Origin of the sequence: Methylorubrum subtropicum, from assembly GCF_038442325.1 — a bacterium.
GTDB lineage: Bacteria > Pseudomonadota > Alphaproteobacteria > Rhizobiales > Beijerinckiaceae > Methylobacterium > Methylobacterium subtropicum.
Map to the genome: position 1 here is coordinate 24920 of NZ_JBBXMW010000016.1, position 23113 is coordinate 48032.

General features: G+C 70.1%; 25 protein-coding genes. 13 read left to right on the forward strand and 12 right to left on the reverse strand.

Annotation, left to right across the window (positions count from 1 at the left end):
• Positions 1 to 122: 122 nt before the first annotated feature.
• Positions 123 to 1727: a sulfite reductase subunit alpha gene (locus tag AAHG03_RS19910; protein ID WP_342152661.1), complete on the forward strand. Its 1605-nt coding sequence runs from the start codon at positions 123 to 125 to the stop codon at positions 1725 to 1727.
• Between the two features lie 15 nt (positions 1728 to 1742).
• Here AAHG03_RS19910 and AAHG03_RS19915 read toward each other — a convergent pair whose 3' ends face one another.
• Positions 1743 to 1889, reverse strand: coding sequence for a hypothetical protein (locus AAHG03_RS19915; protein WP_342152663.1), 147 nt, complete (start codon positions 1887 to 1889; stop codon positions 1743 to 1745).
• Positions 1890 to 2169: 280 nt separating this feature from the next.
• Here AAHG03_RS19915 and AAHG03_RS19920 point away from each other — a divergent pair, with 280 nt between their 5' ends.
• Positions 2170 to 2385, forward strand: a complete 216-nt coding sequence (locus AAHG03_RS19920; protein ID WP_342152664.1) for a hypothetical protein — start codon at positions 2170 to 2172, stop codon at positions 2383 to 2385.
• Positions 2386 to 2398: 13 nt separating this feature from the next.
• On the opposite strand, the gene AAHG03_RS19925 is transcribed toward AAHG03_RS19920, so the two are convergent.
• The 3 genes from AAHG03_RS19925 to mntR form a co-directional block, all read right to left on the reverse strand.
• A complete protein-coding gene (locus AAHG03_RS19925) occupies positions 2399 to 2614 on the reverse strand; it encodes a hypothetical protein (protein WP_342152665.1) in 216 nt (71 codons plus the stop codon).
• A 99-nt stretch (positions 2615 to 2713) separates the two neighbouring features.
• Complete coding sequence (locus tag AAHG03_RS19930) at positions 2714 to 3022, reverse strand: hypothetical protein (protein ID WP_342152666.1); 309 nt, start codon at positions 3020 to 3022, stop codon at positions 2714 to 2716.
• Between the two features lie 70 nt (positions 3023 to 3092).
• The gene (gene mntR / locus AAHG03_RS19935) at positions 3093 to 3563 is read right to left on the reverse strand and encodes a manganese-binding transcriptional regulator MntR (RefSeq protein ID WP_342152667.1); all 471 of its coding nucleotides are present in this window, start codon (positions 3561 to 3563) and stop codon (positions 3093 to 3095) included.
• Between the two features lie 273 nt (positions 3564 to 3836).
• Between mntR and AAHG03_RS19940 the strand changes: the two genes are divergently transcribed.
• On the forward strand, positions 3837 to 5168 hold the full coding sequence (locus AAHG03_RS19940; RefSeq protein WP_342152669.1) for an Nramp family divalent metal transporter: 1332 nt from the start codon (positions 3837 to 3839) through the stop codon (positions 5166 to 5168).
• A 27-nt stretch (positions 5169 to 5195) separates the two neighbouring features.
• On the forward strand, positions 5196 to 5837 hold the full coding sequence (locus tag AAHG03_RS19945; RefSeq protein ID WP_342152670.1) for a DUF3885 domain-containing protein: 642 nt from the start codon (positions 5196 to 5198) through the stop codon (positions 5835 to 5837).
• A 3-nt stretch (positions 5838 to 5840) separates the two neighbouring features.
• Here AAHG03_RS19945 and AAHG03_RS19950 read toward each other — a convergent pair whose 3' ends face one another.
• Positions 5841 to 6734, reverse strand: a complete 894-nt coding sequence (locus tag AAHG03_RS19950; protein WP_342152672.1) for a LysR family transcriptional regulator — start codon at positions 6732 to 6734, stop codon at positions 5841 to 5843.
• 404 nt (positions 6735 to 7138) lie between these two features.
• On the opposite strand from AAHG03_RS19950, the gene AAHG03_RS19955 reads away from it, so the two are divergent.
• The 6 genes from AAHG03_RS19955 (at position 7139) to AAHG03_RS19980 (ending at position 12967) form a co-directional block, all read left to right on the forward strand.
• Positions 7139 to 8464: an SLC13 family permease gene (locus AAHG03_RS19955; RefSeq protein WP_342152674.1), complete on the forward strand. Its 1326-nt coding sequence runs from the start codon at positions 7139 to 7141 to the stop codon at positions 8462 to 8464.
• A gap of 145 nt (positions 8465 to 8609) precedes the next feature.
• Positions 8610 to 9011: a succinate dehydrogenase, cytochrome b556 subunit gene (sdhC, locus tag AAHG03_RS19960; RefSeq protein ID WP_342152675.1), complete on the forward strand. Its 402-nt coding sequence runs from the start codon at positions 8610 to 8612 to the stop codon at positions 9009 to 9011.
• Positions 9012 to 9022: 11 nt separating this feature from the next.
• Entirely contained in the window at positions 9023 to 9442 is a 420-nt protein-coding gene (gene sdhD / locus AAHG03_RS19965) for a succinate dehydrogenase, hydrophobic membrane anchor protein (RefSeq protein WP_342152677.1), read from the forward strand.
• 29 nt (positions 9443 to 9471) lie between these two features.
• Positions 9472 to 11292 (forward strand): succinate dehydrogenase flavoprotein subunit, encoded by a 1821-nt coding sequence (sdhA, locus tag AAHG03_RS19970; RefSeq protein WP_342152679.1) that lies wholly within the window; start codon positions 9472 to 9474, stop codon positions 11290 to 11292.
• Positions 11293 to 11305: 13 nt separating this feature from the next.
• Positions 11306 to 12118: an O-methyltransferase gene (locus tag AAHG03_RS19975; protein WP_342152680.1), complete on the forward strand. Its 813-nt coding sequence runs from the start codon at positions 11306 to 11308 to the stop codon at positions 12116 to 12118.
• A 24-nt stretch (positions 12119 to 12142) separates the two neighbouring features.
• Entirely contained in the window at positions 12143 to 12967 is an 825-nt protein-coding gene (locus AAHG03_RS19980) for a succinate dehydrogenase iron-sulfur subunit (protein WP_342152681.1), read from the forward strand.
• Between the two features lie 163 nt (positions 12968 to 13130).
• Here AAHG03_RS19980 and AAHG03_RS19985 read toward each other — a convergent pair whose 3' ends face one another.
• Positions 13131 to 13355, reverse strand: coding sequence for a DUF6894 family protein (locus AAHG03_RS19985; protein WP_342152682.1), 225 nt, complete (start codon positions 13353 to 13355; stop codon positions 13131 to 13133).
• A gap of 494 nt (positions 13356 to 13849) precedes the next feature.
• Here AAHG03_RS19985 and AAHG03_RS19990 point away from each other — a divergent pair, with 494 nt between their 5' ends.
• Positions 13850 to 14872: an LLM class flavin-dependent oxidoreductase gene (locus AAHG03_RS19990; protein WP_342152684.1), complete on the forward strand. Its 1023-nt coding sequence runs from the start codon at positions 13850 to 13852 to the stop codon at positions 14870 to 14872.
• A gap of 12 nt (positions 14873 to 14884) precedes the next feature.
• Here the strand turns inward: AAHG03_RS19990 and AAHG03_RS19995 are convergent, their stop codons facing one another.
• Positions 14885 to 15130 carry a hypothetical protein gene (locus tag AAHG03_RS19995; RefSeq protein WP_342152686.1) on the reverse strand — a complete coding sequence of 82 codons (246 nt, stop codon included), beginning with the start codon at positions 15128 to 15130 and terminating at the stop codon, positions 14885 to 14887.
• 281 nt (positions 15131 to 15411) lie between these two features.
• On the opposite strand from AAHG03_RS19995, the gene AAHG03_RS20000 reads away from it, so the two are divergent.
• The gene (locus AAHG03_RS20000) at positions 15412 to 16443 is read left to right on the forward strand and encodes an aldo/keto reductase (protein ID WP_342152688.1); all 1032 of its coding nucleotides are present in this window, start codon (positions 15412 to 15414) and stop codon (positions 16441 to 16443) included.
• 147 nt (positions 16444 to 16590) lie between these two features.
• Here the strand turns inward: AAHG03_RS20000 and AAHG03_RS20005 are convergent, their stop codons facing one another.
• The 3 genes from AAHG03_RS20005 to AAHG03_RS20015 are packed head-to-tail and all read right to left on the reverse strand — an operon-like array spanning position 16591 to position 19456.
• The gene (locus AAHG03_RS20005; RefSeq protein WP_342152803.1) at positions 16591 to 17364 is read right to left on the reverse strand and encodes an ABC transporter ATP-binding protein; all 774 of its coding nucleotides are present in this window, start codon (positions 17362 to 17364) and stop codon (positions 16591 to 16593) included.
• Complete coding sequence (locus AAHG03_RS20010; protein WP_342152690.1) at positions 17361 to 18416, reverse strand: FecCD family ABC transporter permease; 1056 nt, start codon at positions 18414 to 18416, stop codon at positions 17361 to 17363. The genes AAHG03_RS20005 and AAHG03_RS20010 overlap by 4 nt, the downstream gene beginning before the upstream one ends.
• Complete coding sequence (locus AAHG03_RS20015) at positions 18413 to 19456, reverse strand: iron ABC transporter substrate-binding protein (protein WP_342152692.1); 1044 nt, start codon at positions 19454 to 19456, stop codon at positions 18413 to 18415. Before AAHG03_RS20015 ends, AAHG03_RS20010 begins: the two co-directional genes overlap by 4 nt.
• Positions 19457 to 19562: 106 nt before the next feature.
• On the opposite strand from AAHG03_RS20015, the gene AAHG03_RS20020 reads away from it, so the two are divergent.
• Positions 19563 to 20420, forward strand: a complete 858-nt coding sequence (locus tag AAHG03_RS20020) for an alpha/beta fold hydrolase (protein WP_342152693.1) — start codon at positions 19563 to 19565, stop codon at positions 20418 to 20420.
• A 172-nt stretch (positions 20421 to 20592) separates the two neighbouring features.
• Here AAHG03_RS20020 and AAHG03_RS20025 read toward each other — a convergent pair whose 3' ends face one another.
• Both AAHG03_RS20025 and AAHG03_RS20030 read right to left on the reverse strand, forming a co-directional pair.
• Positions 20593 to 22230, reverse strand: a complete 1638-nt coding sequence (locus AAHG03_RS20025; protein ID WP_342152695.1) for a DEAD/DEAH box helicase — start codon at positions 22228 to 22230, stop codon at positions 20593 to 20595.
• A gap of 240 nt (positions 22231 to 22470) precedes the next feature.
• Positions 22471 to 23070 carry an urea carboxylase-associated family protein gene (locus tag AAHG03_RS20030; protein ID WP_342152696.1) on the reverse strand — a complete coding sequence of 200 codons (600 nt, stop codon included), beginning with the start codon at positions 23068 to 23070 and terminating at the stop codon, positions 22471 to 22473.
• Positions 23071 to 23113 lie beyond the last annotated feature (43 nt).

The following is a 23113-nucleotide window of genomic DNA, read 5'->3' on the forward strand; positions in this document are numbered from 1 at the left end:
AGGAGCCGGAGGTGGGGGTGGTTCAGGATCGAACGCCCCGGTGCCTCCTGCCCGACCCCCACCCCTACCCCTCCCCGCAAGGGGGAGGGAATCACGGTCCGTCTCGCTTCTCAGGTCTGCCCATGACCCAGCACGTCACGCCCCCGCTCGTCCTGATCCCGGAAAACGCGCCCTTCAGCCCCGATCAGCGCTCGTGGCTGTCGGGCTACTTCGCGGCGCTCCTCGGCCCGGCCGTCGAGGGGGCGACCGCGCTCGGTGCGGGCGAGGCGCCCTCGACCGGCCCGAAGCTGGCCGACAACGACGACGCGCCCTGGCACGACCCGTCGATGCCGCTCCCCGATCGCATGGAACTCGCCAAGGACAAGTCCGAGCCGCAGAAGCTGATGGCGGCGATGGCCCAGCAGGATTGCGGCCAGTGCGGCTACAACTGCGCCGACTACGCCAACGCCATCTTCCTCAAGAGCGAGGAGCGCCTGAACCTTTGCCAGCCCGGCGGCAAGGAGACGATGCGCATGCTCAAGCGGCTGGACGAGGAGTTCGGCGCTTCGGGTGGTGCTGCGGCGCCGAAGACGGAAGCGGGCGATGCGCCCAAGAAAGAGCCGGAACTCGGGCCGCTGGGCTATTGCCGCGAGAACCCGGTCGAGGCGACGTTCCTGTCGCGCACCCGGCTCAACGCGCCGGGCGGCGAGAAGGAGACGTGGCACATCGAGATCGACCTAAAGGACACGCCGATCGAGTACGTGGTTGGCGACAGCCTCGGGCTGTTTCCGGCCAATGCCCCGGCTCTGGTCGATGCGGTGATCGCCGAACTCGGCGCCCGGCCCGAGCGCAAGATCGGGCACAAGACCCTGCGCGACCGTCTGCTGACCGAATATTCGCTGGGCGCGGCACCCGACAACCTCTACCAGCTCCTCTCGCTCCTCACCTCGGGTGAGGCGCGTAAGAAGGCGCAGGCGCTGGCCGCGGGCGAGGACCCGGACGGGGACGCCGCCCATCTCGACGTGCTCGGCGCGCTCCACAAGTTCCCCGGCGCGCGGCCCGACGCGGAAGTCTTCCTCGAAGCCCTCGACGAGCTGCAGCCGCGGCTCTACTCGATCTCGTCCTCGCCGAAGATGGATGTCGGCAAGGTGTCGCTGACCGTCGATGCGGTGCGCTACAACCACCGCTCCCGCCTTCGCCTCGGCGTCGCCTCGACGCATCTCGGCGAGCGCCTGCCGGAGCAGACGAAGGTCCGAATCTACCTGCAGAAGGCGCACGGCTTCGCCCTGCCGGAAGATCTCTCCAAGGACGTCATCATGTGCGGGCCGGGCACCGGCATCGCCCCGTTCCGCGCCTTCCTGCGCGAGCGCGCCGCCACGCAGGCGCCGGGCCGCAACTGGCTGTTCTACGGCCACCAGCGGCAGGCCTCGGACTTCTTCTACCGGGACGAGCTGAACGGGCTGAAGGACGACAAGGTCCTCACCCGCCTGTCGCTCGCATGGTCGCGCGACGGCTCCGAGAAGACCTACGTGCAGGACCGGATGCGCGAGAACGGCGCCGAGCTGTGGAAGTGGCTGGAGGGCGGCGCCCATTTCTACGTCTGCGGCGATGCCAAGCGCATGGCCAAGGACGTGGAGCGTGCGATCATCGACGTCGCCGCCCAACATGGCGGAAAGAACCCCGACGAGGCGGTGGCTTATCTCGCCGCCCTCAAGAAGGCGGGCCGCTACCAGGCCGACGTGTACTGACCGGACGGCGGCCGGTCACAGTTCCAGCCGCTGCCGGTCGATCTCCACGAGCAGGGCCTCGGCGTCGATGCAATCCTCGAACGGAGCGTTCCTGATCTCATGGATGAGGAACGTCAGGCACAGGACACAGAAGCAGGCGATCCAGCAGATCACGAACGACACGGCCATCTCCCCCCGAGGATGGTTGATTGTTATCCATTGATGCAGTGCATGCGGCCTGCCGGAAATCAAGCGCCGGGGTGCAACCTCGGCAGTAAAATGCCGGTCACCCGTCTCCGATCATCCCACCCATCCCCCTCATCCTGAGGTGCGGAGCGTCAGCTCAGGATGAGGGGTTTGGGTGGGAGACGCGTCGTTCGGTTCGGCCAAAATCCCCTTCGCGCCCCACCCTCGCGCGTCCGCTTCCCCTGACGTATGATGAATTCAGGAGGAGCCTTGAACCATGCGCTACACCGTACACTGGACCGGCCCGGCCGGATCGTCCGCCGCCGAGCCGCACGCCGTCGGCGTCCGCGCGGCGGAGCGGGCCATGACGTTTGCCAGCATGGGCGCGTCGGACGTCTACGTGCAGACCGAGGACGGCCGGGTGTTTCGCGCGCCCGCGCAGATGGCGGCGCTCGTCCAATACGCCCAGACCGCCGACGGCGAGCGGCCCTGAGGCCGGGCGCGGATCAGCGCGCCTCCGGCCCGCCCATCAGCTGCCACTCGAACACGAGTTGGCGCAGGCGCTCCTGCGCGGCCCGGCGGGCCTCGTCGAAGGTGGCGTAGCTCTGCGGGCCGTGGCGCCGCGGCGTCCCCTTTTCGAGGATCGAGCAGACATAGCGGTTCGGCACCCGCCAGCACGGTCTGACATCGATGGAATAGGGGTGGGTCGTCCGCTCGGCCATGCGATGCTTGTGGCATGGCGCCACCCCCGAACCAAGCGAGGCCGCAGCCGCCTGACGGCCTAGGCCGATCACGATTGCTCGGGCCGGTTACGCTTCGTCCTACGCTTCGTCCGAACCTTGCGCCGGGCGCAGCGAGCGTTCCAGCGTCTCCAGGACGGTGTTGGCGAGCGCCGCGTCGGGATCGTCGCGGAACAGGGCGTCGCGCAGCATGGCGAGGTAGCCTTCCAGCCGCTCGTCGTAATGGTCGGAATCGATCGAGCGCAGCACGCTCGCCAGGAACCCCACCGCCATCTGGTGGGCCACCTGCTTGGCGCCGAGGTCGGCCACGCTCTCGGCAAGGTTGGTCACCGCCGCGTCGTGCCGGGCGCTGACGGCGGCGAGCGCCGCGATCTGCTGGTTCACTTCCATATCCGGCTTCTCTCTTTGTGCCGCATCGTCTTTGTCCGAAAGCCGGTTCCCACCTTTCGGGACGATGCTCTCACGATCCGAGCCGCGCGTCGGCGAAGCGGCGGAATGCCTCCAGCGTCTCGGCGCTGACATGGTGCTCGATGCCCTCCGCGTCGCGCCGCGCCGTCTCGGCGCTGACGCCGAGCGCGCAGAGGAAGCGCTCGACGATGCGGTGGCGCTCCCGCGACTGCTCGGCGAGCGCCTGCCCCGCGGCGGTGAGGAACACGCCGCGATAGGGCCGCTGCTGCACGAGGCCTTCCTCGGCCAACCGCTTGAGCATCTTGGCGACCGTCGGCTGGGCGACGCCGAGGCGGGCGGCGATGTCGACCTGCCGCGCCTCGCCGCCGTCGCCGATCAGGTCGGCGATCAGCTCGACGTAATCCTCCACGAGTTCCAGCCGCCGAGCCTCGCGCGCTTGACGGAAGCTTTCGACATGGACCTCCGGATCGACGAGCGGCGCCCCGTCGCCGGGGCCTGCGGTCTCGCGCGGCGATTCCTGCATGATGGACGGCGCTCTCCTCGCTCGGGGCCGGTTCGGCGGCCGCGTGAGGGCCGCACCGTCCGCCTTCTGTAACCCAAGCCGGGGCGAAGCGGGAATCCCGCGCGCGGCCTCTTGATGAAAGCACCGGCGCAGCTTTATAGCTTGGGCTATAAACGAGCTCGGCCGTTTCGGGCGGGTTCGCCGACCGCTCTCGGTCGCGTCCGGCCGCCCTCCGGTGCGGAAGCGGCAGACGACCGACCGCCTCTCAGGGCGCCGCCGCGCATGGACACCGTGATGGATCGCGTAACACCGCCCGCCCCGGAAGCCCCGGCACGCCTCAGCCTCGGCGCGCTCAACGGCAGCGTGCCGGTCGCCGCTGGCGGCTCGTGGCTGCGGCGGCTCTTCGCCTTTCTCGGGCCGGGCTACATGGTCTCGGTCGGCTACATGGACCCCGGCAACTGGGCCACCGACATCGCGGGCGGCGCCCAGTTCGGCTACACCCTGCTCGCCGTCATCCTGCTCTCGAACCTGATGGCGATCGTGCTGCAGGCGCTGGCTGCCCGCCTCGGCATCGCCACCGGCCTCGACCTCGCCCAGGCCTGCCGCGAGCGCTATCCGCGGCCCGTAGGCTTCGCCCTGTGGCTGATCTGCGAGGCGGCGATCATCGCCTGCGACCTCGCCGAGGTGATCGGCACGGCGATCGCCCTCAAGCTCCTGTTCGGCATCCCGCTGACGCTCGGCGCGATCATCACCGCGCTCGACGTGTTCGTGGTGTTGCTGCTGCTGCGCAAAGGTTTTCGCGCGCTGGAAGCCTTCGTGATCGGCTTGCTGACGATCATCTTCGTCTGCTTCGCGATCCAGATCGTGCTGGCCGCGCCCCCGGTGCAGGCGATGCTCGGCGGCTTCGTGCCCTCGCGCGAGATCGTGACCAACCCGGCCGCGCTCTACATCGCCATCGGCATCATCGGCGCCACCGTGATGCCGCACAACCTCTACCTCCACTCGGCCATCGTGCAGACGCGCGCCTATCCCCGCACCGAGCCCGGACGGCGCGAGGCGCTGCGCTTCGCGGTGGCCGATTCCACCATCGCCCTGATGCTGGCGCTGTTCGTCAACGCCGCGATCCTGATCCTGGCAGCCGCCGTGTTCCATGCGGGCGGGCGCACCGATGTCGAGGAGATCGAGCAGGCGCACGAACTGCTCTCGCCGCTGCTCGGCGTCGGCCTCGCCTCGACGCTGTTCGCGGTCGCCCTGCTGGCGTCGGGCCTCAACTCGACGGTCACCGCGACGCTCGCGGGTCAGATCGTCATGGAAGGATTCTTGCGGCTGCGCCTGCCCGATTGGGCGCGCCGCCTCGTGACGCGCGGCATCGCCATCGTCCCGGTGGTCATCGTCACGGCGCTTTACGGCGATCAGGGGACGGCGAAGCTTCTGGTGCTGAGTCAGGTGGTGCTGTCGATGCAGCTGCCCTTCGCGGTGATCCCGCTGGTGCGCTTCGTCTCCGACCGCGGGCTGATGGGGTCATTCGTGATTCCCCGCTGGCTCGGCGCGCTGTCGTGGCTGATCGCCGGGGTGATCGTGGTGCTGAACGTGAAGCTGCTGTTCGACACGCTGTTCGGCGGATGACGCGTCGGGCGTCCGTGGGGTTGCCTCATGCCTGAAACCTCCGTCCTTCGAAGGATCGAGGCTGCCTTCGGGCATGCTCGCGGATTTCCGCAGCCGACCTTCTACGCCTTCGAGAACGCCCTTCGGTTCGATCTCGGTGGCGACGTCGAAGCCGTGGCGCCGCGCTTCCTGCAAGCGATCGACCGGGCGCGTGCGGTCGCACGTGCGGTCTTCTCCGCTTCGGGTACGCTGACAGCTGTCGTCTCGTATCACGACGACGAGCCGCCGAGGCGCCGTCAGGCACGATGGCAAGGAATCTTGAGAGAACTCGGTTTCCCCCCGCGGTTCGCTCAACCGGAACGTCTTCGAGAAGACGACGAGGATGGGTCTGGCTTATTCGTCGAATGGCGAATGGCGGATTTCGAGAACGATCCGGCACTCGTCGACGCTTTGCTGTGGGGGAGCATCACGAGAGAAATGGGGGTGACGCCCGAGGCGCGCTGGCTCGGTCCCATCTTCATCGTCGATTTCGAGCTCCGCCTTGTCCTGTTCGCCTACGACGACCGCGGCATGGACGTGGTCGCGATGGATCGCGAACCGCTCCTGCCGATCTATCGGCAATTCGGCGACTGGCTGCTCGATTACGACCGCGACCGTATGGACGCGCGCTTCGCCGACACCAGCGGCTGAGGCTCACGCCCCCGCCGCGCGCAGGTGCGTCACGAATTCCTGCGCGAAGGGTGGGAGGGCGTCGAGGTCGCGCAGGCACAGCATCAGGTCGCGGGCGGCCCAAGGGTCGCGGAGCGGCACGATGGCGATGCCCATGACGCGGCGTGCGCGCCGCGCCGTCGTCTCCGGCACGATGCCGAGGCCGACGCCGCACTCGACGAGGCGGCAGACCGCGTCGAAGCTGCGCAGCTGCACCCGCAGCCGCATCGGCCGGCCGATCCGGGCGGCCTTGTCGGCGAGGAAGCGGGTGAGCGCGCTCGGCCGGTCGAGGCCGACGAGGTCGTGTTCCAGCACCTCGGCGAAGTCGAGGGTCTCCCGGGCCGCGAGCGGATGGCCGGGCGCGACGACCGCGACGAAGCGGTCGTGCCGGAACGGAAAGGTCTGGAGCCGCCCGGTATCGACCGTGCCGGCGACGATGCCGAGATCGGCGGCGCCATCGGCCACCATGCCGACGATCTCGTCCGAGGTGCGCTCCTCGATATCGACGCTGACCCCGGTGTGGAGCGCGAGATAGGCCGAGAGGGCTTCGGGCAGGAATTCGGTGAGCGCGTTGGTGTTCGAGAGCACCCGGATCTGCCCCACCGCGCCGCCGGCGAACACGGACAGGTCGCCCTGCATCCGCTCGACCTGCGCCAGCAGCTCGCGGGCATGGGTCAGCAGGGTGCGCCCGGCCTGGGTCGGGCTCACGCCCTGGCGCCCGCGGATCAGCAGGGCGGCGCCGAGCGAATCCTCCATCGCCCGGATGCGGGTCGAGGCGGCGGCGAGCGCGAGGTTCGCCCGCTCGGCCCCGTGCGTGATCGAGCCGGCCTCGACCACGTGGCGGAACAGGTTCAGGTCGACGAGGTCGAAGCGCATCATGGGCGAAGAACCCTCCCCCCTCCGGATGTCGGGCTTGCCCGATATCCGCAAGGAAATGTCCAAGTCGGGCAGGCCCGACTTGGATGGGGGAGGGGGCCTGCGGAGCAGGCGGGAGAGGGGAGCGACGGTTCCGGAGATTTCACCATCGACCGCGGGCAAGCGGAAGCGTGGCTCCCCTCTCCCGACCCCCTTCGGGGGCCACCCTCCCCCGCAGAGGGGGGAGGGAGAGGCGCGGCGCCGTCTCTCTTCATTCCCAACACCCCACGTTCGCCGCCGGCACAGCAAGCCAGCGTCCAATTCCCTATCACGAGAGCGCGCCCCACCTACCAGCCTTCGCCATCGGCGAAGCCTCCCACCACGAAAGCCGAATTGCGAGCAATTCAAATTCGCGTTTGAAACCGCCCATGAGCCAAGCGGCGGCACAGTTCATGGGGGCACACGGCATGGTCGCGGCGACCGGCGCCCTCCTCGTGCTGTGCATGGGCCTGTGGGCGACCGGGCTCGTCGCCGAGGTCGTCACCGCGCTGCTGTTCTTCGCCGCCGCGATGCTGCTGAAGCTGGCGCCGGCCCAGACTGTCTTCTCGGGCTTTGCCTCCTCTGCTTTCTGGCTGGTGACGAGCGGCATGGTGGTCGGGCTCGCCATGAACCGCACCGGCCTCGGGGATCGCCTCGCCCGGATGCTCGCCGCGCGGCTGCCCGCCTCCTATCCCGGTTTCGTCGCCGGCCTCGTCGCCTTCTCCTTCGCGCTGGCCTTCGTGATGCCGTCCAATCTCGGGCGCATCGCCGTGATGGTGCCGGTGCTGATCGCGCTGTGCGACGCCTTCGGCCTCACCGCCGGGCGCCCCGGCCGCACGGGCGCGATCCTGTCGTTCGGCATCGCCACGCCGATGCTGTCGGCGGCGATCCTGCCGGCCAACGTGCCGAACCTCGTCATGGCCGGCACTGCCGAGACGCTCTACGGCGTGCATCTCGCCTACCTGCCGTACCTGTTCCTGCACGCGCCGGTGCTGGGGCTCGTCAAGGGCGCGATCCTCGTCGCCTGCACCGTCCTCCTCTTCCCCGACCGGCTCGACGGCGCCCGCCCTACCCTTCCCCCGCTGCCGCCGCTCTCAGGGGAAGAGCGGCGCCTGTCGGTGATCCTGGCGATCATGCTGGCGCTCTGGCTCACCGACGGCTGGCACGGCATCGCCCCGGCCTGGATCGGGCTGGCCGCGGCCGTGATTTGCCTGCTGCCGGGCGTCGGCGTCGTCCCGGCCGCGAGCTTTTCCGAGATCCCGCTGCGGACCTGCTTCTACGTCGCGGCGCTGTTCGGGCTCACCGCGGTCGTCAACGAGACGGGGCTCGGCGCCAGGATCGGCCATGCGCTGCTCGCCGTCGCGCCACTGGAGCCCGGCGCGCCGGCCAAGGACTTCGCCACCCTGGTCGGCCTGTCGATCGGCTTCCTGTTCGTCGGCACGGCGAACGGCGCGCCCGCGCTCTACACCGCGCTCGCCGGCGAGTTCTCGGCGTCGAGCGGGCTCGACCTGATTAGCGTGCTGATGGTGCAGGTGGTCGGCTACTCGACGCTGTTCCTGCCCTATCAGGCTCCGCCGATCATCATGACGATGGATCTCGCCGGCCTCTCCTTGCGGGATGCGACGAAGCTGACAGCCGCGAGCGGCCTCGCCGCCCTGATCGTCGCGGCCCCCCTGGCCTATCTCTGGTTTCGTCTGACCGGGAGGTTGGCGTGAGCGTGAGACAGAACCGGCGTTTCGTCATTTCGCTTCATGCTGCGGCGCAGCACCGGGCATTGCTCGGCGAAGCGGGGCGCCCTAACCCTTCATTCGAAAAAATCCAATCTCCGAATCTGCACCGGACGCGAGGAAACTGACCGCGATGGCCCCAACCGTGAGACCGACGGTCGCCCAGCCGCTCTCGCCCCATCTCCAGATCTACCGCTGGACTTGGACCATGGCGATGTCGGTGTTCCACCGCATCACCGGCACGGCGCTCTACGGCGGCACCGCGCTCGTCGCGATCTGGCTCGTGGCTTTGGCCTCCGGCCCGAAGGCCTACGACACCGTGGCGTGGTTCTTCGGCTCGTGGATCGGGCGCACGATCCTGTTCGGCTACACCTGGGTGCTGATGCACCACATGCTGGGCGGCATCCGCCACTTCGTCTGGGACTTCGGCTACGGCTTCGACCGCGACCGCCGCCTCGGGCTGGCCCGCGCGACGCTGATCGGTTCGATCGTCCTCACCCTCGTCATCTGGGCGCTCGCCCTCGTCCTGCGCTGAGAGCCGCCGCCATGTCCCAGGTCGACAACCGCCAGAACACCGCGCTCTCCATGCGCACCCCCCGCGCCCGGGTGAAGGGGCTAGGCGCCTCCGGCCACGGCGCCGACCATTTCTGGCTCCAGCGCGTCACGGGTGCCGCCAACGCGCTCTTGATGCTCGCCTTCGTGGTGATCATCGCCAAGATGGCCGGCCGGCCCTATCCCGAGGCGGTGGCGCTCGTCGCGCACCCGCTCGTCGCGATCATCCTGATCCTCGCCGTCGTCTCGGTGGCCCTGCACATGCGCCTCGGCATGCAGGTCGTGATCGAGGACTACGTGCACAGCCACGGCCTCAAGGTCGCGGCGCTCGTCGCCAACACCTTCTACGCCGTCGTGGTCGCCGCCGCCTGCCTCTACGCGATCGTCCGCGTGAGCCTGGGCGGGCTCGCCTGACCGCCAACCCGAAGCTTCGAGGGATTCCCATGGCCTCCAACGGAACGAACGGCAGCGGCGCTCCGGCCTATGCCATCACCGACCACACCTTCGACGTGGTGATCGTCGGCGCGGGCGGCGCGGGTCTGCGCGCCACCGTCGGCTGCTCGCAGGCCGGCCTGCGCACCGCCTGCATCACAAAAGTGTTCCCGACCCGCTCGCACACGGTCGCGGCGCAGGGTGGCATCTCGGCCTCGCTCGGCAACATGGGCCCGGACGACTGGCGCTGGCATATGTACGACACCGTGAAGGGGTCGGACTGGCTCGGCGACCAGGATGCGATCGAGTACCTCGTCCGCAACGCCCCCGCGGCGGTCTACGAGTTGGAGCACTGGGGCGTGCCCTTCTCCCGCACGGAGGAAGGCAAGATCTACCAGCGGCCCTTCGGCGGCATGACCACCGATTACGGCAAGGGCACCGCGCAGCGCACCTGCGCCGCGGCGGACCGCACCGGCCACGCCATGCTCCACACGCTCTACGGGCAGGCGGTGAAGAACAAGACCCAGTTCTTCATCGAGTACTTCGCCCTCGACCTCATCATGGACGAGGACGGGCGCTGCCGCGGCGTCATCGCCATCGATCAGGCCACCGGCGAGATTCACCGCTTCCGCGCCCAGCAGACCATCCTGGCCACCGGCGGCTACGGGCGCGCCTACTTCTCGGCCACCTCGGCCCACACCTGCACCGGCGACGGCAACGCCATGGTGCTGCGCGCCGGCCTGCCGCTGCAGGACATGGAGTTCGTGCAGTTCCACCCCACCGGCATCTACGGCGCCGGCTGCCTCATCACCGAAGGGGCGCGGGGCGAAGGCGGCTATCTCACAAACTCGGAGGGCGAGCGCTTCATGGAGCGCTACGCCCCTTCGGCCAAGGATCTCGCCTCGCGCGACGTGGTCTCGCGTTCCATGACCATGGAAATCCGCGACGGCCGCGGCGTCGGCAAGAACGGCGACCACATCTTCCTCCACCTCGACCACCTCGACCCGAAGATCCTGCACGAGCGCCTTCCCGGCATCTCGGAATCGGCGAAGATCTTCGCGGGCGTGGACGTGACCAAGGAGCCGATCCCGGTCCTGCCCACCGTCCACTACAACATGGGCGGCATCCCGACGAACTATCACGGCGAGGTGCTGACGCTGAAGAACGGCAACCCCGACACGGTGGTCCCCGGCCTGATGGCGCTCGGCGAGGCGGCCTGCGTCTCCGTCCACGGCGCCAACCGCCTCGGCTCGAACTCGCTGATCGACCTCGTGGTGTTCGGCCGCGCCGCGGGCTTGCGCTGCGCCGACATCGTCGAGCCCAACGCCCGCCAGCCGGAGCTGCCGCGCGACTCGGCCGAGAAGGCGCTCGGCCGCCTCGACCGCTTCCGCTACGCCGACGGCGCGACGCCGACCTCGGAGCTGCGCGACCGGATGCAGCGGACCATGCAGAACAACTGCGCGGTCTTCCGCACCGGCGAGGTGCTGGAAGAGGGCCACAACCTCATCCACGACGTCTGGCGCGGCATTGCCGACGTGAAGGTCTCCGACCGTTCGCTGGTGTGGAACACCGACCTCCTCGAGACCCTGGAATTCGACAACCTGATCGGTCAGGCGGTCGTCACCATGGACTCGGCGGCCAACCGCAAGGAAAGCCGCGGCGCGCATGCCCGCGAGGATTTCTCCGAGCGCGACGACAAGGAGTGGATGAAGCACACGCTGGCGTGGCTCGATCCGAACGCGCACGCGGTCAACATCGATTACCGCCCGGTCCACACCTACACGATGTCGAACGAGATCCAGTACATCGAGCCGAAGGCTCGGGTGTACTGAGAAGGCGACGCGCGTGTTCAAGCGGAAGAAGCCCAAGGGGCCTCCGGCCGGATCGGGTCTGCTGTGCAGCGGCGCGCCCGCGCAGCCGCCCGCATCCTGGCAGGAGGTCGTGGGCCGCTACGGCGCGCAGGTCGATCTCGCGGTCGAGCGGGCGCGGGCGACCAACCCGGCCGAGGCGGCCTTCTTCGCGCAGGAGGATCGCCTCGCCACCAAGTGGCACCACTATCTGGAGGTCTACGACCGGCACCTGTCGCGCTACCGCGGCAAGCCGGTGCGCGTCCTCGAACTCGGCATCTACCAGGGCGGCTCGCTGCAGATGTGGCGGCGCTATTTCGGGCCGGACGCCGTGATCCACGGCCTCGACATCAACGGGGCCTGCAAGCAGATCGAGGAGCCCGGCATCACCGTCCATCTCGGCAGCCAGGCCGACGTGCCGCTCCTGCGGCGCATCGCTGACGAGATGGGCGGCATCGACGTGGTGATCGACGATGCGGGCCATGTCAGCCCGGAGCAGATCCTCAGCTTCGAGGCGCTCTATCCGCTAATGGCGGCGGACGGGGTCTACATCGTCGAGGACGTCCACGCCTCCTACTGGCCCGAACATGGCGGCGGCCTGCGGGCGCGCGGCGCGTTCATGGAATACGCCAAGCACCTGCTCGACCGCTTGAACGCCCGCTACGTGCTCGATCCCGACCCGTTCTCCCGCGATCCGGGCTTCGCCGACGCGACGCAGGCCATCGCCTTCTACGACAGCATGGTGGTGTTCGAGCGGCGGCGGAAGCCACCGCCTCGGGCGCTCACCGTCGGCCACCGCACCCTCTCCTGACGTTTCCGTAAGCGAAAGCCGGCCATGGCCCAGTTCAATCTTCCCAAGAACTCCCAGGTCACCGAGGGCAAGTCCTGGCCTGCCCCCGCGGGCGCCAAGAACGTCCAGGTGTTCCGCATCTATCGCTGGAACCCCGACGACGGGCAGAACCCGCGGATCGACACCTACCGGGTCGATCGCGACGATTGCGGGCCGATGGTGCTCGACGCGCTGCTGTGGATCAAGAACAAGGTCGATCCGACGCTGGTCTTCCGCCGCTCCTGCCGCGAGGGCATCTGCGGCTCCTGCGCGATGAACATCGAGGGGCAGAACGCGCTCGCCTGCACCATGGGCATCGACGAGTGCCGCACCCCCGACAACGCCCTGCCCTTCCTGACCCGCAAGGACAAGGACGGCGCGGTGCGCATCTACCCGCTGCCGCACATGCCGGTGCTGAAGGACCTCGTGCCGGACCTGACCAACTTCTACGCCCAGCACGCCGCGATCGAGCCCTGGCTTCAGACCGAGACCCCCTCCCCCGAGAAGGAGTGGAAGCAGACCCCCGAGGACCGCGCCCGGCTCGACGGCCTCTACGAGTGCATCCTGTGCGCCTGCTGCACCACCTCCTGCCCGAGCTACTGGTGGAACGGCGACAAGTTCTTGGGGCCGGCGGCCCTGCTCCAGGCCTATCGCTGGCTGATCGACTCGCGCGACGAGAACACCGGCGAGCGCCTCGACGCCCTGCACGACCCGTTCCGGCTCTATCGCTGCCACACGATCATGAACTGCGCCAACACCTGCCCGAAGAACCTGAATCCGGCCAAAGCCATCGCCGAGATCAAGAAGATGATGGTCGAGCGGGCGGTCTGATTTTTTTGTAGCCGGCTTCCCCCACCAAACCCCTCATCCTGAGGTGCCGCGAAGCGGCCTCGAAGGAGGGCTCCAGGGATCGCGCGATTCGCTGGAGCCCTCCTTCGAGGGCGCCGCTTCGCGTCGCCACCTCAGGATGAGGGGATGGGGTGGGATCGGCGTCTCAGATCCGGATGTCGAACGGCAGGTCGAACAGCAGGCTGTGATCGACGTAGCTGACCCGCAGGGTGTGCTCCCGCGCCCCGTCCGGCAGGGCATCCTCGTCGCGCAAGTTGCGGATCATGTCGCGGGCGGCGCGGAAGGCCATGCCGCAATCGGGACAGTCGCGGGTCTCGGTCGGGCCGATCCTCTGGCCGTTCCGGCACAGCTCGAAATGAAAGATCGTCATCCGGGCGCGGGGCTCCGAGGCGAATTCGGAGAGCCGCACTGCAAGGCTCGCGCCGCGCATCATGAATACGGAGAAAACTCTCCGCCGGAATTGAGAAAGCCCGCCGGCTGGCGCCGACGGGCTTCTCGTGCAGGGGCCACGCTGCCTCGCGCGTGCCGGGAGCTACGGCCCCACCCTCGAACGGGCGGGGGAACTCGACCGGCGGCGTCCGAGGGCGGCCACTATCCCTGCCGGTTCTCGTTGGGTGGCTTGTCCTGATCCGCGTCGGCGGTGCGCGTTGAGGAGACGGTATTGCCGTGATGTCTCATGGCCAACCTCCTTACTTGCAGGACGGCGCCGCGAAGCGCCGATGACCAAAAGCTAGGACGGGTCCGGGGCCTCGCGCAAGCCCCCGCCTTGCGGATTCTGTCGCGGCTCACGATCTCGCCTCGTGGGAGGGGGAACGAAGCGTTGCGCATGTCGGCGCCGTGAAAGCGTTCGGAAAGTTTTTTGCGATGGCCCTCCCGCCCCTCTCCGTCCTCGACCTCGCCCCGATCCCCGAGGGCGGCACCGCCCGCGACGCGCTCGACCGCAGCCGAGCCCTGGCGCAGCACGCGGAACGCCTCGGCTATCGCCGGTTCTGGCTCGCCGAGCACCACAACATGACCGGCATCGCCAGCGCGGCGACCGCCCTGGTGATCGGCCACGTCGCGGCGGGCACGCAGACGATCCGTGTCGGCGCGGGCGGCATCATGCTGCCCAATCACGCGCCGCTGACCGTCGCCGAGCAGTTCGGCACCCTGGCGACGCTGTTTCCCGACCGGATCGATCTCGGCCTCGGCCGTGCGCCCGGCACCGACGGGGCGACGCTGCGGGCGCTGCGCCGCGATTACGGCGCCGCCGACACCTTCCCGCAGGACGTGCTGGAGGTGCAGGCCTTCCTCGGCGACCCGCAACCGGGCCAGATGGTCCGGGCGGTGCCGGGCGCGGGAACGCGGGTGCCGCTGTGGATCCTTGGATCGAGCCTGTTCGGAGCCGAACTCGCCGGGATGCTGGGCTTACCTTACGCCTTCGCCTCGCATTTCGCGCCGGACGCGCTGCTGCCGGCTTTGGAGACCTACCGCGCCCGCTTCCGCTCCTCGGCGCAACTGGAAAAACCTTACGCGATCGTCGCGATCAACGTCGTCGCGGCCGACAGCGAGGCGGAGGCGCGACGCCTGTTCACCACGCCGCAGCAGGCTTTCGCCAACCTCTTGCGCGGCACTCGCGGCCTGCTGCCCGCGCCCATCGACGACATCGAGGCGTATTGGTCGCTGCCAGAGAAGCGGCAGGCCTCGCGGATGCTGGCGCGCTCGCTCGTTGGCACCGCGGGTACGATCCGGGCCGGGCTCGACGCGTTGGCCGCCGAGACCGGGGCCGACGAGATCATCGTGGCCAGCGCCATCCACGACCACGCGGCGCGGCTGCGCTCCTACGCGATCCTCGCCGAGGCGCATGGAGGACTGGGCGCGGCGGAGCCCCAACGCTCCGCGGCATGAATCCCAAAAGAATCAGGCGGCGCGGGCGCGCGGGGCTTCGCGGGTCACCGACTGGGCCTCGCGGGGCGTGGCCGGCTGGCCGAACAGTACCTGATAGAGGGCGGAGGGGCTGTAGGCGCGGCCCTCGCCGTCGGTGATGCGGACGTTCGCCATGCCGGAGGTGGCGAGCGACAGGCTCTGCTCCAGGGCGCTCAGCATCGAGCCGTGCTGCCAGGAATAGACCCGCGGGGCGGCGCCGGCGGTGACGGTGAAACTCACGGGACGGGTTCCGATGCTGTTGCGGTGCGGTGGGCGGGGGCCCGCTTTGCGTGGGCCCGGCCTCGTCTTCCGATGGGTGCTGTTGACCACGCGATAGTGGCTCTTGGTTGACGAAGTCTTCGCGGAATCTGACTTTTTCGGTGGCGGAAGCGGGGACGCCCCGTGGCGGCGATGTGGCGCAGGGGCACGAACCCACACCCCACCCGCGCGTTGCCGCAATGCACGCGAGGGCCTTACGGGCGCGTCGGCGTGCCCCAAACCCCCAAGCGGAGCGGCATCTCATGGAACACCGCCAGTTCGGACGCTCGGGCCTCACCGTGCCCGTGCTCAGCCTCGGCACAGGCACCTTCGGCGGCACCGACGCCTTCTTCGAGCGCTGGGGCAGCACCGACGTGGCGCAGGCCAGCCGCCTGATCGACATCTGCCTGGAAGCGGGCGTCAACTTCCTCGACACCGCCGACATCTATTCGAGCGGCGATTCCGAGAAGATTTTGGGCGAGGCGATCAAGGGGCGCCGCGACCGGCTCCTGATCTCGACCAAGGCGACCTTCCGCTCCGGCGAGGGCCCGAACCAGGTCGGCTCCTCGCGCCATCACCTGATCCGCTCCTGCGAGGCGAGCCTGAAGCGGCTCGGCACCGACCACATCGATGTCTACTTCATGCACGGCTTCGACGCGCTCACCCCCGTCGAGGAGACCCTGCGGGCGCTCGACGACCTGACCCGGTCGGGCAAGATCGGCTATATCGGCGCCTCCAACTTCTCCGGCTGGCAGCTGATGAAGGCGCTGGCCACCTCCGAGCGCGACGGGCTCGCCCGCTACGTCGTCTATCAGGGCTACTACTCGCTGATCGGCCGCCATTACGAATGGGAGCTGATGCCGCTCGGCCTCGACCAGGGCGTCGGCCTGATGGTGTGGAGCCCCCTCGGCTGGGGCCGGCTCACAGGAAAGATCCGGCGCGGGCAGAAGGCCGCCTCCGGCCGCATCGCCGCGGGCGGCGCCGAGGGCGGGCCGACCGTCTCGGACGAATACCTCTACGGCGTGGTCGATGCGCTGGACGCGGTGGCGGAGGAGACCGGCAAGACCGTCTCGCAGGTGGCGCTGGCGTGGCTGCTGACGCGCCCGACGGTGTGCAATATCGTCATCGGCGCCCGCAACGAGGAGCAACTGCGCCAGAACCTCGGCGCGGTCGGCTGGACGCTGACCCCCGACCAGATCGCCCGCCTCGACGCGGCGAGCCGGGAGAACCCGGTCTATCCGTACTGGCACCAGATGGGGTTCGACGAGAGGAACCCGAAGCCGACGGTGTGGTGAGGCGATTCCCCTCCCCCTTGCGGGGAGGGGCCAGGGGTGGGGGTCGGGCAGAAGGCACCGGGACGGTTCCTCCTGAACCACCCCCACCTCCTACCTCCTCCCCGCAAGGGGGAGGAGACGCGCGCGTAGCCCTCAGCGATCATCCATTCACGGCAGCACCGGCGCGCACACCGCGCGCCCCGATTGCGGCAGCGGCACCACCGCGACCTCGACCCCGTAGAGCAGCCGCAGCGTCTCCGGCGTCACCGTCTCGGCTGGGGCCCCGAGGCCTGCGAGGCGCCCGCCGTGGAGCAGCGCCACCCGGTCGGCGCAGAGGAAGGCGTGGCCGGGATCGTGGGTCGAGAGCACCACGGCGATGCCGTGCTCCGACAGGCGCCGCACCTGCCCGAGCACGCGGGCCTGATTGCCGAAATCGAGGCTCGCGGTCGGCTCGTCCATGACGAGGAGGCGCGGCTCCCCGGCGAGCGCGCGGGCGATCAGGGCGAGCTGGCGCTCGCCGCCGCTGATCTCGGTGTAGACCCGATCCGAGAGATGCCCGATGCCGAGTAGCGTGAGCGCCCGCTCCGCCGCCGCGTGGTCGGCGGGGCCGGGGCTGGCGAAGGCCGAGAGGCGGCTGGCGCGGCCCATCACCACCACCTCCCGCACCCGGAACGGGAAGAACGCCGCATGCGCCTGCGGCACGTAGGCGATTCTTTTGGCGATGTCCCGGCGCGGTAAAGTAGCGAGGTCGGCGCCGTCCAGGAGAACGCGGCCCCCGAGCGGCGGCAGCAGCCCGAGCATGGTCTTGAACAGGGTGGTCTTGCCGCCGCCGTTCGGCCCGAGCAGGCACAGGGTCTCGCCGGGCTGGAGCGTCAGGCTGATGCCCGAACCGACCGTCTTGGCGCCGTAGCCGAAGGCGAGGTCTCGCAGTTCGAGCATCACGCCCAGCCGCGCTTGGCGGTGGCGAGCAGCCACAGGAAGAACGGCGCACCGACGAGCGCCGTGAGGATGCCGAGTGGCACTTCGATGGTGGCGACCGTGCGGGCCAGGAGATCGACCGCGGTGAGGTAGCCGGCGCCGAGCAGCAGCGAGGCCGGCAGCAGGCGGCGGAAATCCGGGCCGACCAGCAGGCGGGCGACGTGCGGCACGATCAGCCCGACCCAGCCGATGACACCGGTCACCGAGACGGCTGCCGCGGTGACGAGGGTGGCGGCTGCCACCAGTACCGGGCGGATCAGCCGCGTCTCGACGCCGAGCGCGCGGGCCTCCTCGTCGCCGAGACTCATCAGGTTGACGCGCCAGCGCAGCAGCACCAGCGGGACCAGGCCGATCAGCATGGCCGGCAGGATCGCGCCGAGATCGCCGCGGTTGACCGAAGCGAGGCTGCCCAAGAGCCAGAAGGTGATGGCGGGGAGCTGGTTGTAGGGGTCGGCCAGCACCTTGAGGAGCGCGATGCCCGCGCCCAGCAGCGCGCCGACGGCGACACCCGCCAGCACGAGCGTCAGCACCGGATCGGACGCCCCGCGCCGCCGCACCGCGATCCCGACGCCGTAGACGATCGCCACGGCGCCGAGCCCGCCCGCGAAGGCGAGCCCCTGAATCGCGGCGGACGGCAGCGTCAACACGATGCCGAGCACCGCCCCGAGGCTCGCGCCCGCCGAGACGCCCAGGATGTCCGGCGAGACCAGGGGATTGCGAAACAGCCCCTGATAGGTCGCCCCCGCCGCCGCCAACCCGGCTCCCACGACGAGCGCACCGAGCACGCGGGGCAGGCGCACCTGCAGCACCACGGTCTGCGCCGTGGGATCGACCGCGGAGGTCAAGCCGAGGGCCTTCGAGAGCAACAACGAAAAGACGTCGGCCAGCGGCACCGGATAGCGGCCGGTGCCGAGCGAGACCAGCACCAGCAGGAGCAGCGCCAGCACCGGCAGGACCGCGAGGCTCCACCCCGCGAGGCGCCGCCGGGCCGGCGCGACGGCCACGACCTCGCTCATCGGGGCTTGGCCAGCGGCGCGGTGGCGGCGAGCAGCGCCTCGATCTGCGCCGGGCTCGGCTCGACATGGTAGAAGAGCCGGTAGAAGCCGCGCACGGCCTCCGGCAGCGGCTCCTCGAACCGGTCGGGGAAGAACAGGCCGGCGAGCCAGCGCAGGCCGATCAGGCGGTTGACGCCCGGCGGGGCATCGACCCAGCCGAAGGGCAGCACCGGCGCGGCGTACACCTTTCCGTTCTTCACCGCCTTGAGCCCGCTCCAGAGCGGATCGGTCGGCAGGCTCGCGGCGAAAGCCGGATCGAGCAGCAGGATCACGTCCGGGTTCCAGGCGAGCACCTGTTCGGGCGAAATGCCGGCGAGGCCGCCCATCCCCTCCGCGGTGGCGACGTTGCGCCCACCCGCCGCCTCGATGATCTCGGTGTTGATCGAGCCGGAAAGCCCCGTCTCCAGCCCGCGGGGGCCGCGGCCGTAATAGACGCGGGGGCGCTGCTCGGGCGGCGCCGCGGCCACGGCCTCGGCCACCGCCTTCAGGATTTTCTCTGATTCCGCGGCGAGCGCCTCGCCTTCGGCCTGCGCGCCGATCAGGGCGCCGAGCGTGCGGTAGGTCTCAGGGATCTTCGAAAAGCTGCCGTCGAGGAGGATGTAGGGGATGCCGGTCTGCGCCTGCACCCGGTCGGCGAGGGAGGCGTAGGTGGCGCCGGTGCTGCCGACATCGACGATGAGGTCGGGCTTCAACGCCAGCACCGCCTCCACGTTCGCGGTGCCGCCCCGCCCGGTCAGCCGCCCGGTGGAGGGCAACGCCGCCGCCTCGGGCGTGAGGAAGGCGCCCTCGTCCGGACGGGGGCTGCGGGGCCAGCCGATCATTTTCTCGGGCGCCAGCGTGTAGAGCAGCACCGCGGCGGGCGGCCCGGCGGCGAGCACCCGTTCGATCCGCTCCGGCACCTCGACCCGCCGCCCGGCGGCGTCGGTCACGGTGCGGCCTTGCGCCGAACCGAGGCCCACGGTCAGGCAGGCGAGCGCGAGCAGGTAGCGCAGCAGGGGCATCGAAGGGGGCCTCATGATCTCAAGGCCCTCTATAGCGGCTCCGGCGCCCGCCCGAACCCCGCCGCCCCTGCGGCGTTCGCCGCAGGAGCCCACTGCCTGGACGCCCATGCCCGATCCCAGCCACCGCCACGTCCCGCTCGGAACCTTGCGCCTCCACGTCGCCGAGGTCGGCCCCGTGGGCGGGCCGCCGACGATCCTGCTGCACGGCTTTCCCGAATCCTGGCGCGGCTGGCGCCGCCAGATCGGCCCGCTGGCGGAGAGCGGCCTGCGCCTCGTCGTGCCGGACCAGCGCGGCTACGGCCTCAGCGACCGGCCGCGGAGCATCGAGGCGTATCACCTCGACCGGCTCGCCGCGGACGTGATCGCGCTGGCCGATGCCTGCGGTTTCACGCGGTTTCGCCTCGTCGGGCACGATTGGGGCGCCCTCGTCGCCTTCTGGACCGCGAGTTTTTATTCTGACCGCGTCGAGCGGCTGGCGGTGCTCAACGGCTTCCATCCGGGGGTGTTCGGGCCCTACCTCCGGTGCCATCCGGGGCAGATGCTGCGCAGCGCTTATGCCGGCGTGTTCCAACTGCCGCTGGTCCCCGAGCGCCTGCTCACCACCCGCGATTGTCGGGGCTTGCGCGAGATGCTGCGCCGCTCCGCCCGGCCCGGTACCTTTTCGGGGGCCGATCTCGACCGTTACGCCGAGGACTGGCGCCGCCCCGGCGCGGTGACGGCGATGCTCGACTGGTACCGGGCACTGGCGCGCCTGCCGCGGGAGGAGAACCCGCCGCCGGTGGCAGCCCCGACGCTGATCCTGTGGGGCCGGCGCGATCCGGCGCTCCAGCCGGGGCTGGCGGAGGCGAGCCTTGCGCTTTGCGAGCGGGGCCGGGTGCAGTGGATTCCGGACGCGACCCACTGGGTGCAGCACGAGGCGGCGGACGAGGTGAACGCGGCGCTGATCGAGTTTTTGCGGGGATGAGCGGCCGGTGCGTTCACCGTCAAAACCGTGACGCCGTCATTCCGGGGCCGCGAAGCGGAACCCGGAATCCACCCGTGATGCGCGGTGCCCGACTGCAGACGGACCGTCGCGGCCAGTCGTGGATTCCGGGTTCGCCTTCGGCGCCCCGGAATGACGGGTGTGGGCGTGACGCCTACGCCGCCAACCCGCCCCACCGCCGCACGTCGCGAAACCGCCGCCCGTCCGAAAACCGCAGCTCGACGCTCTCCGACAGCCGGCCCGCGGCCTCGATCCGCACGGAATCGGGGCGTTCCAGCTCGTCCTGCCGCTCCAGGGCCTCCGCGACCGTGAGCGGCACCGGCTCGGCCCCGCCGCAGGCGCGCCACCACGCCACCGCGCGCTCGCGGGCGTGGCCCGACTGCTCCAGGCCGATCTCGACGCGGCAGCCGCCGCCGGGCCAGCGCAGAACTACCTCCAGCCGGTCGGGCCCGTGGCCGCCGGGGCTGCGGGCGAGGCTCCAAGCCGACACAATGCGCCAGCCGCTGACCGTCTCCGACAGGATCGGCAGCGCGTCCTCGGCGGTTGCCGCATGGGGCGCCTCGGCGTCCTCGGCCTCCGGCTCGACCCAGCAGGCCTCGCAGGTGCTGGCGTTGAGGGCGATCAGGGCACCGCAGCCGGGGCAGGGTTTGGCCCGCGCCGCGCCGCCGAGCGCCGGCCCGAGCGCGACGCTGCGCGCGGTCACGGCATCGACCGGGCCGTGCATGCGCACCAAGCCGGCATAGTCGAGCACGAGCCCGTCGGACTTGCCCGGCGCCCGCCGCAAGGCGCGACCGACCTGCTGCACGTAGAGCCCCGCCGATTGCGTCGGGCGCAGCAGCGCGATCAGGTCGACCTCCGGCACGTTGAAGCCGGTCGAGAGCACCCCGACCGAGGTAAGGCAGCGGATTTTTCCGGCCCGGAAGTCGTGCACGACCCGGTCGCGCTCGCGCTTGCCCATCTCGGCCGTGACGGTCTCGCAGGAGAAGCCCTGCCCCCGCACCGCGTCGCGCACGGCGCTCGCGTGATCGACCCCGGCGCAGAAGGCGAGCCAGGCCCGGCGTTCCCGTCCGTAGGCCGCCATCTCCTCCACCGCCGCGCGGGTGATCCAGTCGCGGTTGACCGCAGCCTCCAGCGCCGAGGGGATGTAGTCGCCGCCGCGCTGGCCCACACCCGACACGTCGAGGGTGAGCGCGGTGGCCTTGCAGATCAGCGGCGCGAGAAAACCCTGGCCGATCAGGTCGCCGACGGCGGAGTCGTGGACGATGCGCTCGAACACCCGGCCCTCGCCCTCGTCGAGGCGGCCGGAATCGAGCCGGTAGGGCGTCGCGGTGAAGCCCGCGACCTTGAGGTTCGGGTTGGCCGCGCGAAGCCCTGCGAGGAAGCGGCCGTAGCCGGTCTCGGCCGAGCGCGGCACCAGATGCGCCTCGTCGATGACGACGAGGTCGGTGCCCTCGAACAGGGCCGCGCGGTCGCGCACCGACTGGATCGAGGCGAAGGTGACCGGCGCCCCGCTCTCGCGCCGCCCGAGCCCGGCGGAGAAGATGCCGGCGGGCGCCGCGGGCCAGTAGGCCAGCAGCTCGGCGTGGTTCTGCGCCACGAGTTCGCGGACATGGGCGAGCACGCAGATGCGGGCCTCCGGCGCCCGCTCCAGCCACTCGCGCACGAGGGCGGCGATGACGAGCGCCTTGCCGGCGCCGGTCGGCAGCACGACGAGGCCGGGCCCGCCGCCCGCGTCCCAGTGCCGGTGAAGCGCGTCGAGGGCGGCGCGCTGATACTCGCGGAGGCGCAGCATGGCGCGCCGTTTAGCCAAGCCGGGGCTTGGGGAACAGAGGCGAAACGCGGGAGGGCTTCGGGTGGGTACGCCACAGCGCCCATCCCACCCATCCCCTCATCCTGAGGTGCTGGAGCGAAGCGGAAGCCTCGAAGGAGGGCTCCAGAGGTCGCGCGATCCCTGGAGCCCTCCTTCGAGGCCGCTTCGCGGCACCTCAGGATGAGGGGAGTGGGTGGGAAGGGGCGGTGAGGCGGCGGCCCCTCACGCCGGGTCGGCGATCTCGTAATGGATCGGCTTGAACGCAAAATTGTTCGATTGCAGCGCCGAGCAGGCGGTGAGCCCGACGATCAGGTCAGTCTTCGCCTCGAACACCACGCGGTCGCCCGCCCGGCTCAGCGGCGGCTTCACCGCGATCGCGCCGGTGGTGCCGTCGATGGCGACATGCATGAACACGTTGAAGGCGACCGGGATGCGGTCCGGCCCGATGCCGTAGGGTTCGAGTGCCGCCGCGAGGTTGCCGAAGCAGCCGCGGTGGGGGTGTTCGTCGCCGTAGATGATGCGGAAGGTGTCGGCCGAGCAGGGCGTGAGCAGGAAGTCGTGGCGCCCGACCGTGTCCTCGACGATGTCGAGCAGGACGTTGGAGCGGTTGGAGTAGATCGGGTCGCCCGTGGTGAGGAACAGGCGCGAGGCGTAGTCGATGGTGCGGCCCGACGAGATCACCTCGTCGATGTCGCCGCGCACGAAGGCCACGAGGTCGGCGACCTGCTCGCCCTCCGGGTCGATCACGGTGAGCCGTTGGCCGCGGTTCAGGGTGAAGGCCACGCCGGAGCGGGGTTCGATCGTTTTGGGGTGCCCGCACATGTCAGTGGGTCATCCGGCGGCGGGGCATCGGCACGAACGGCGT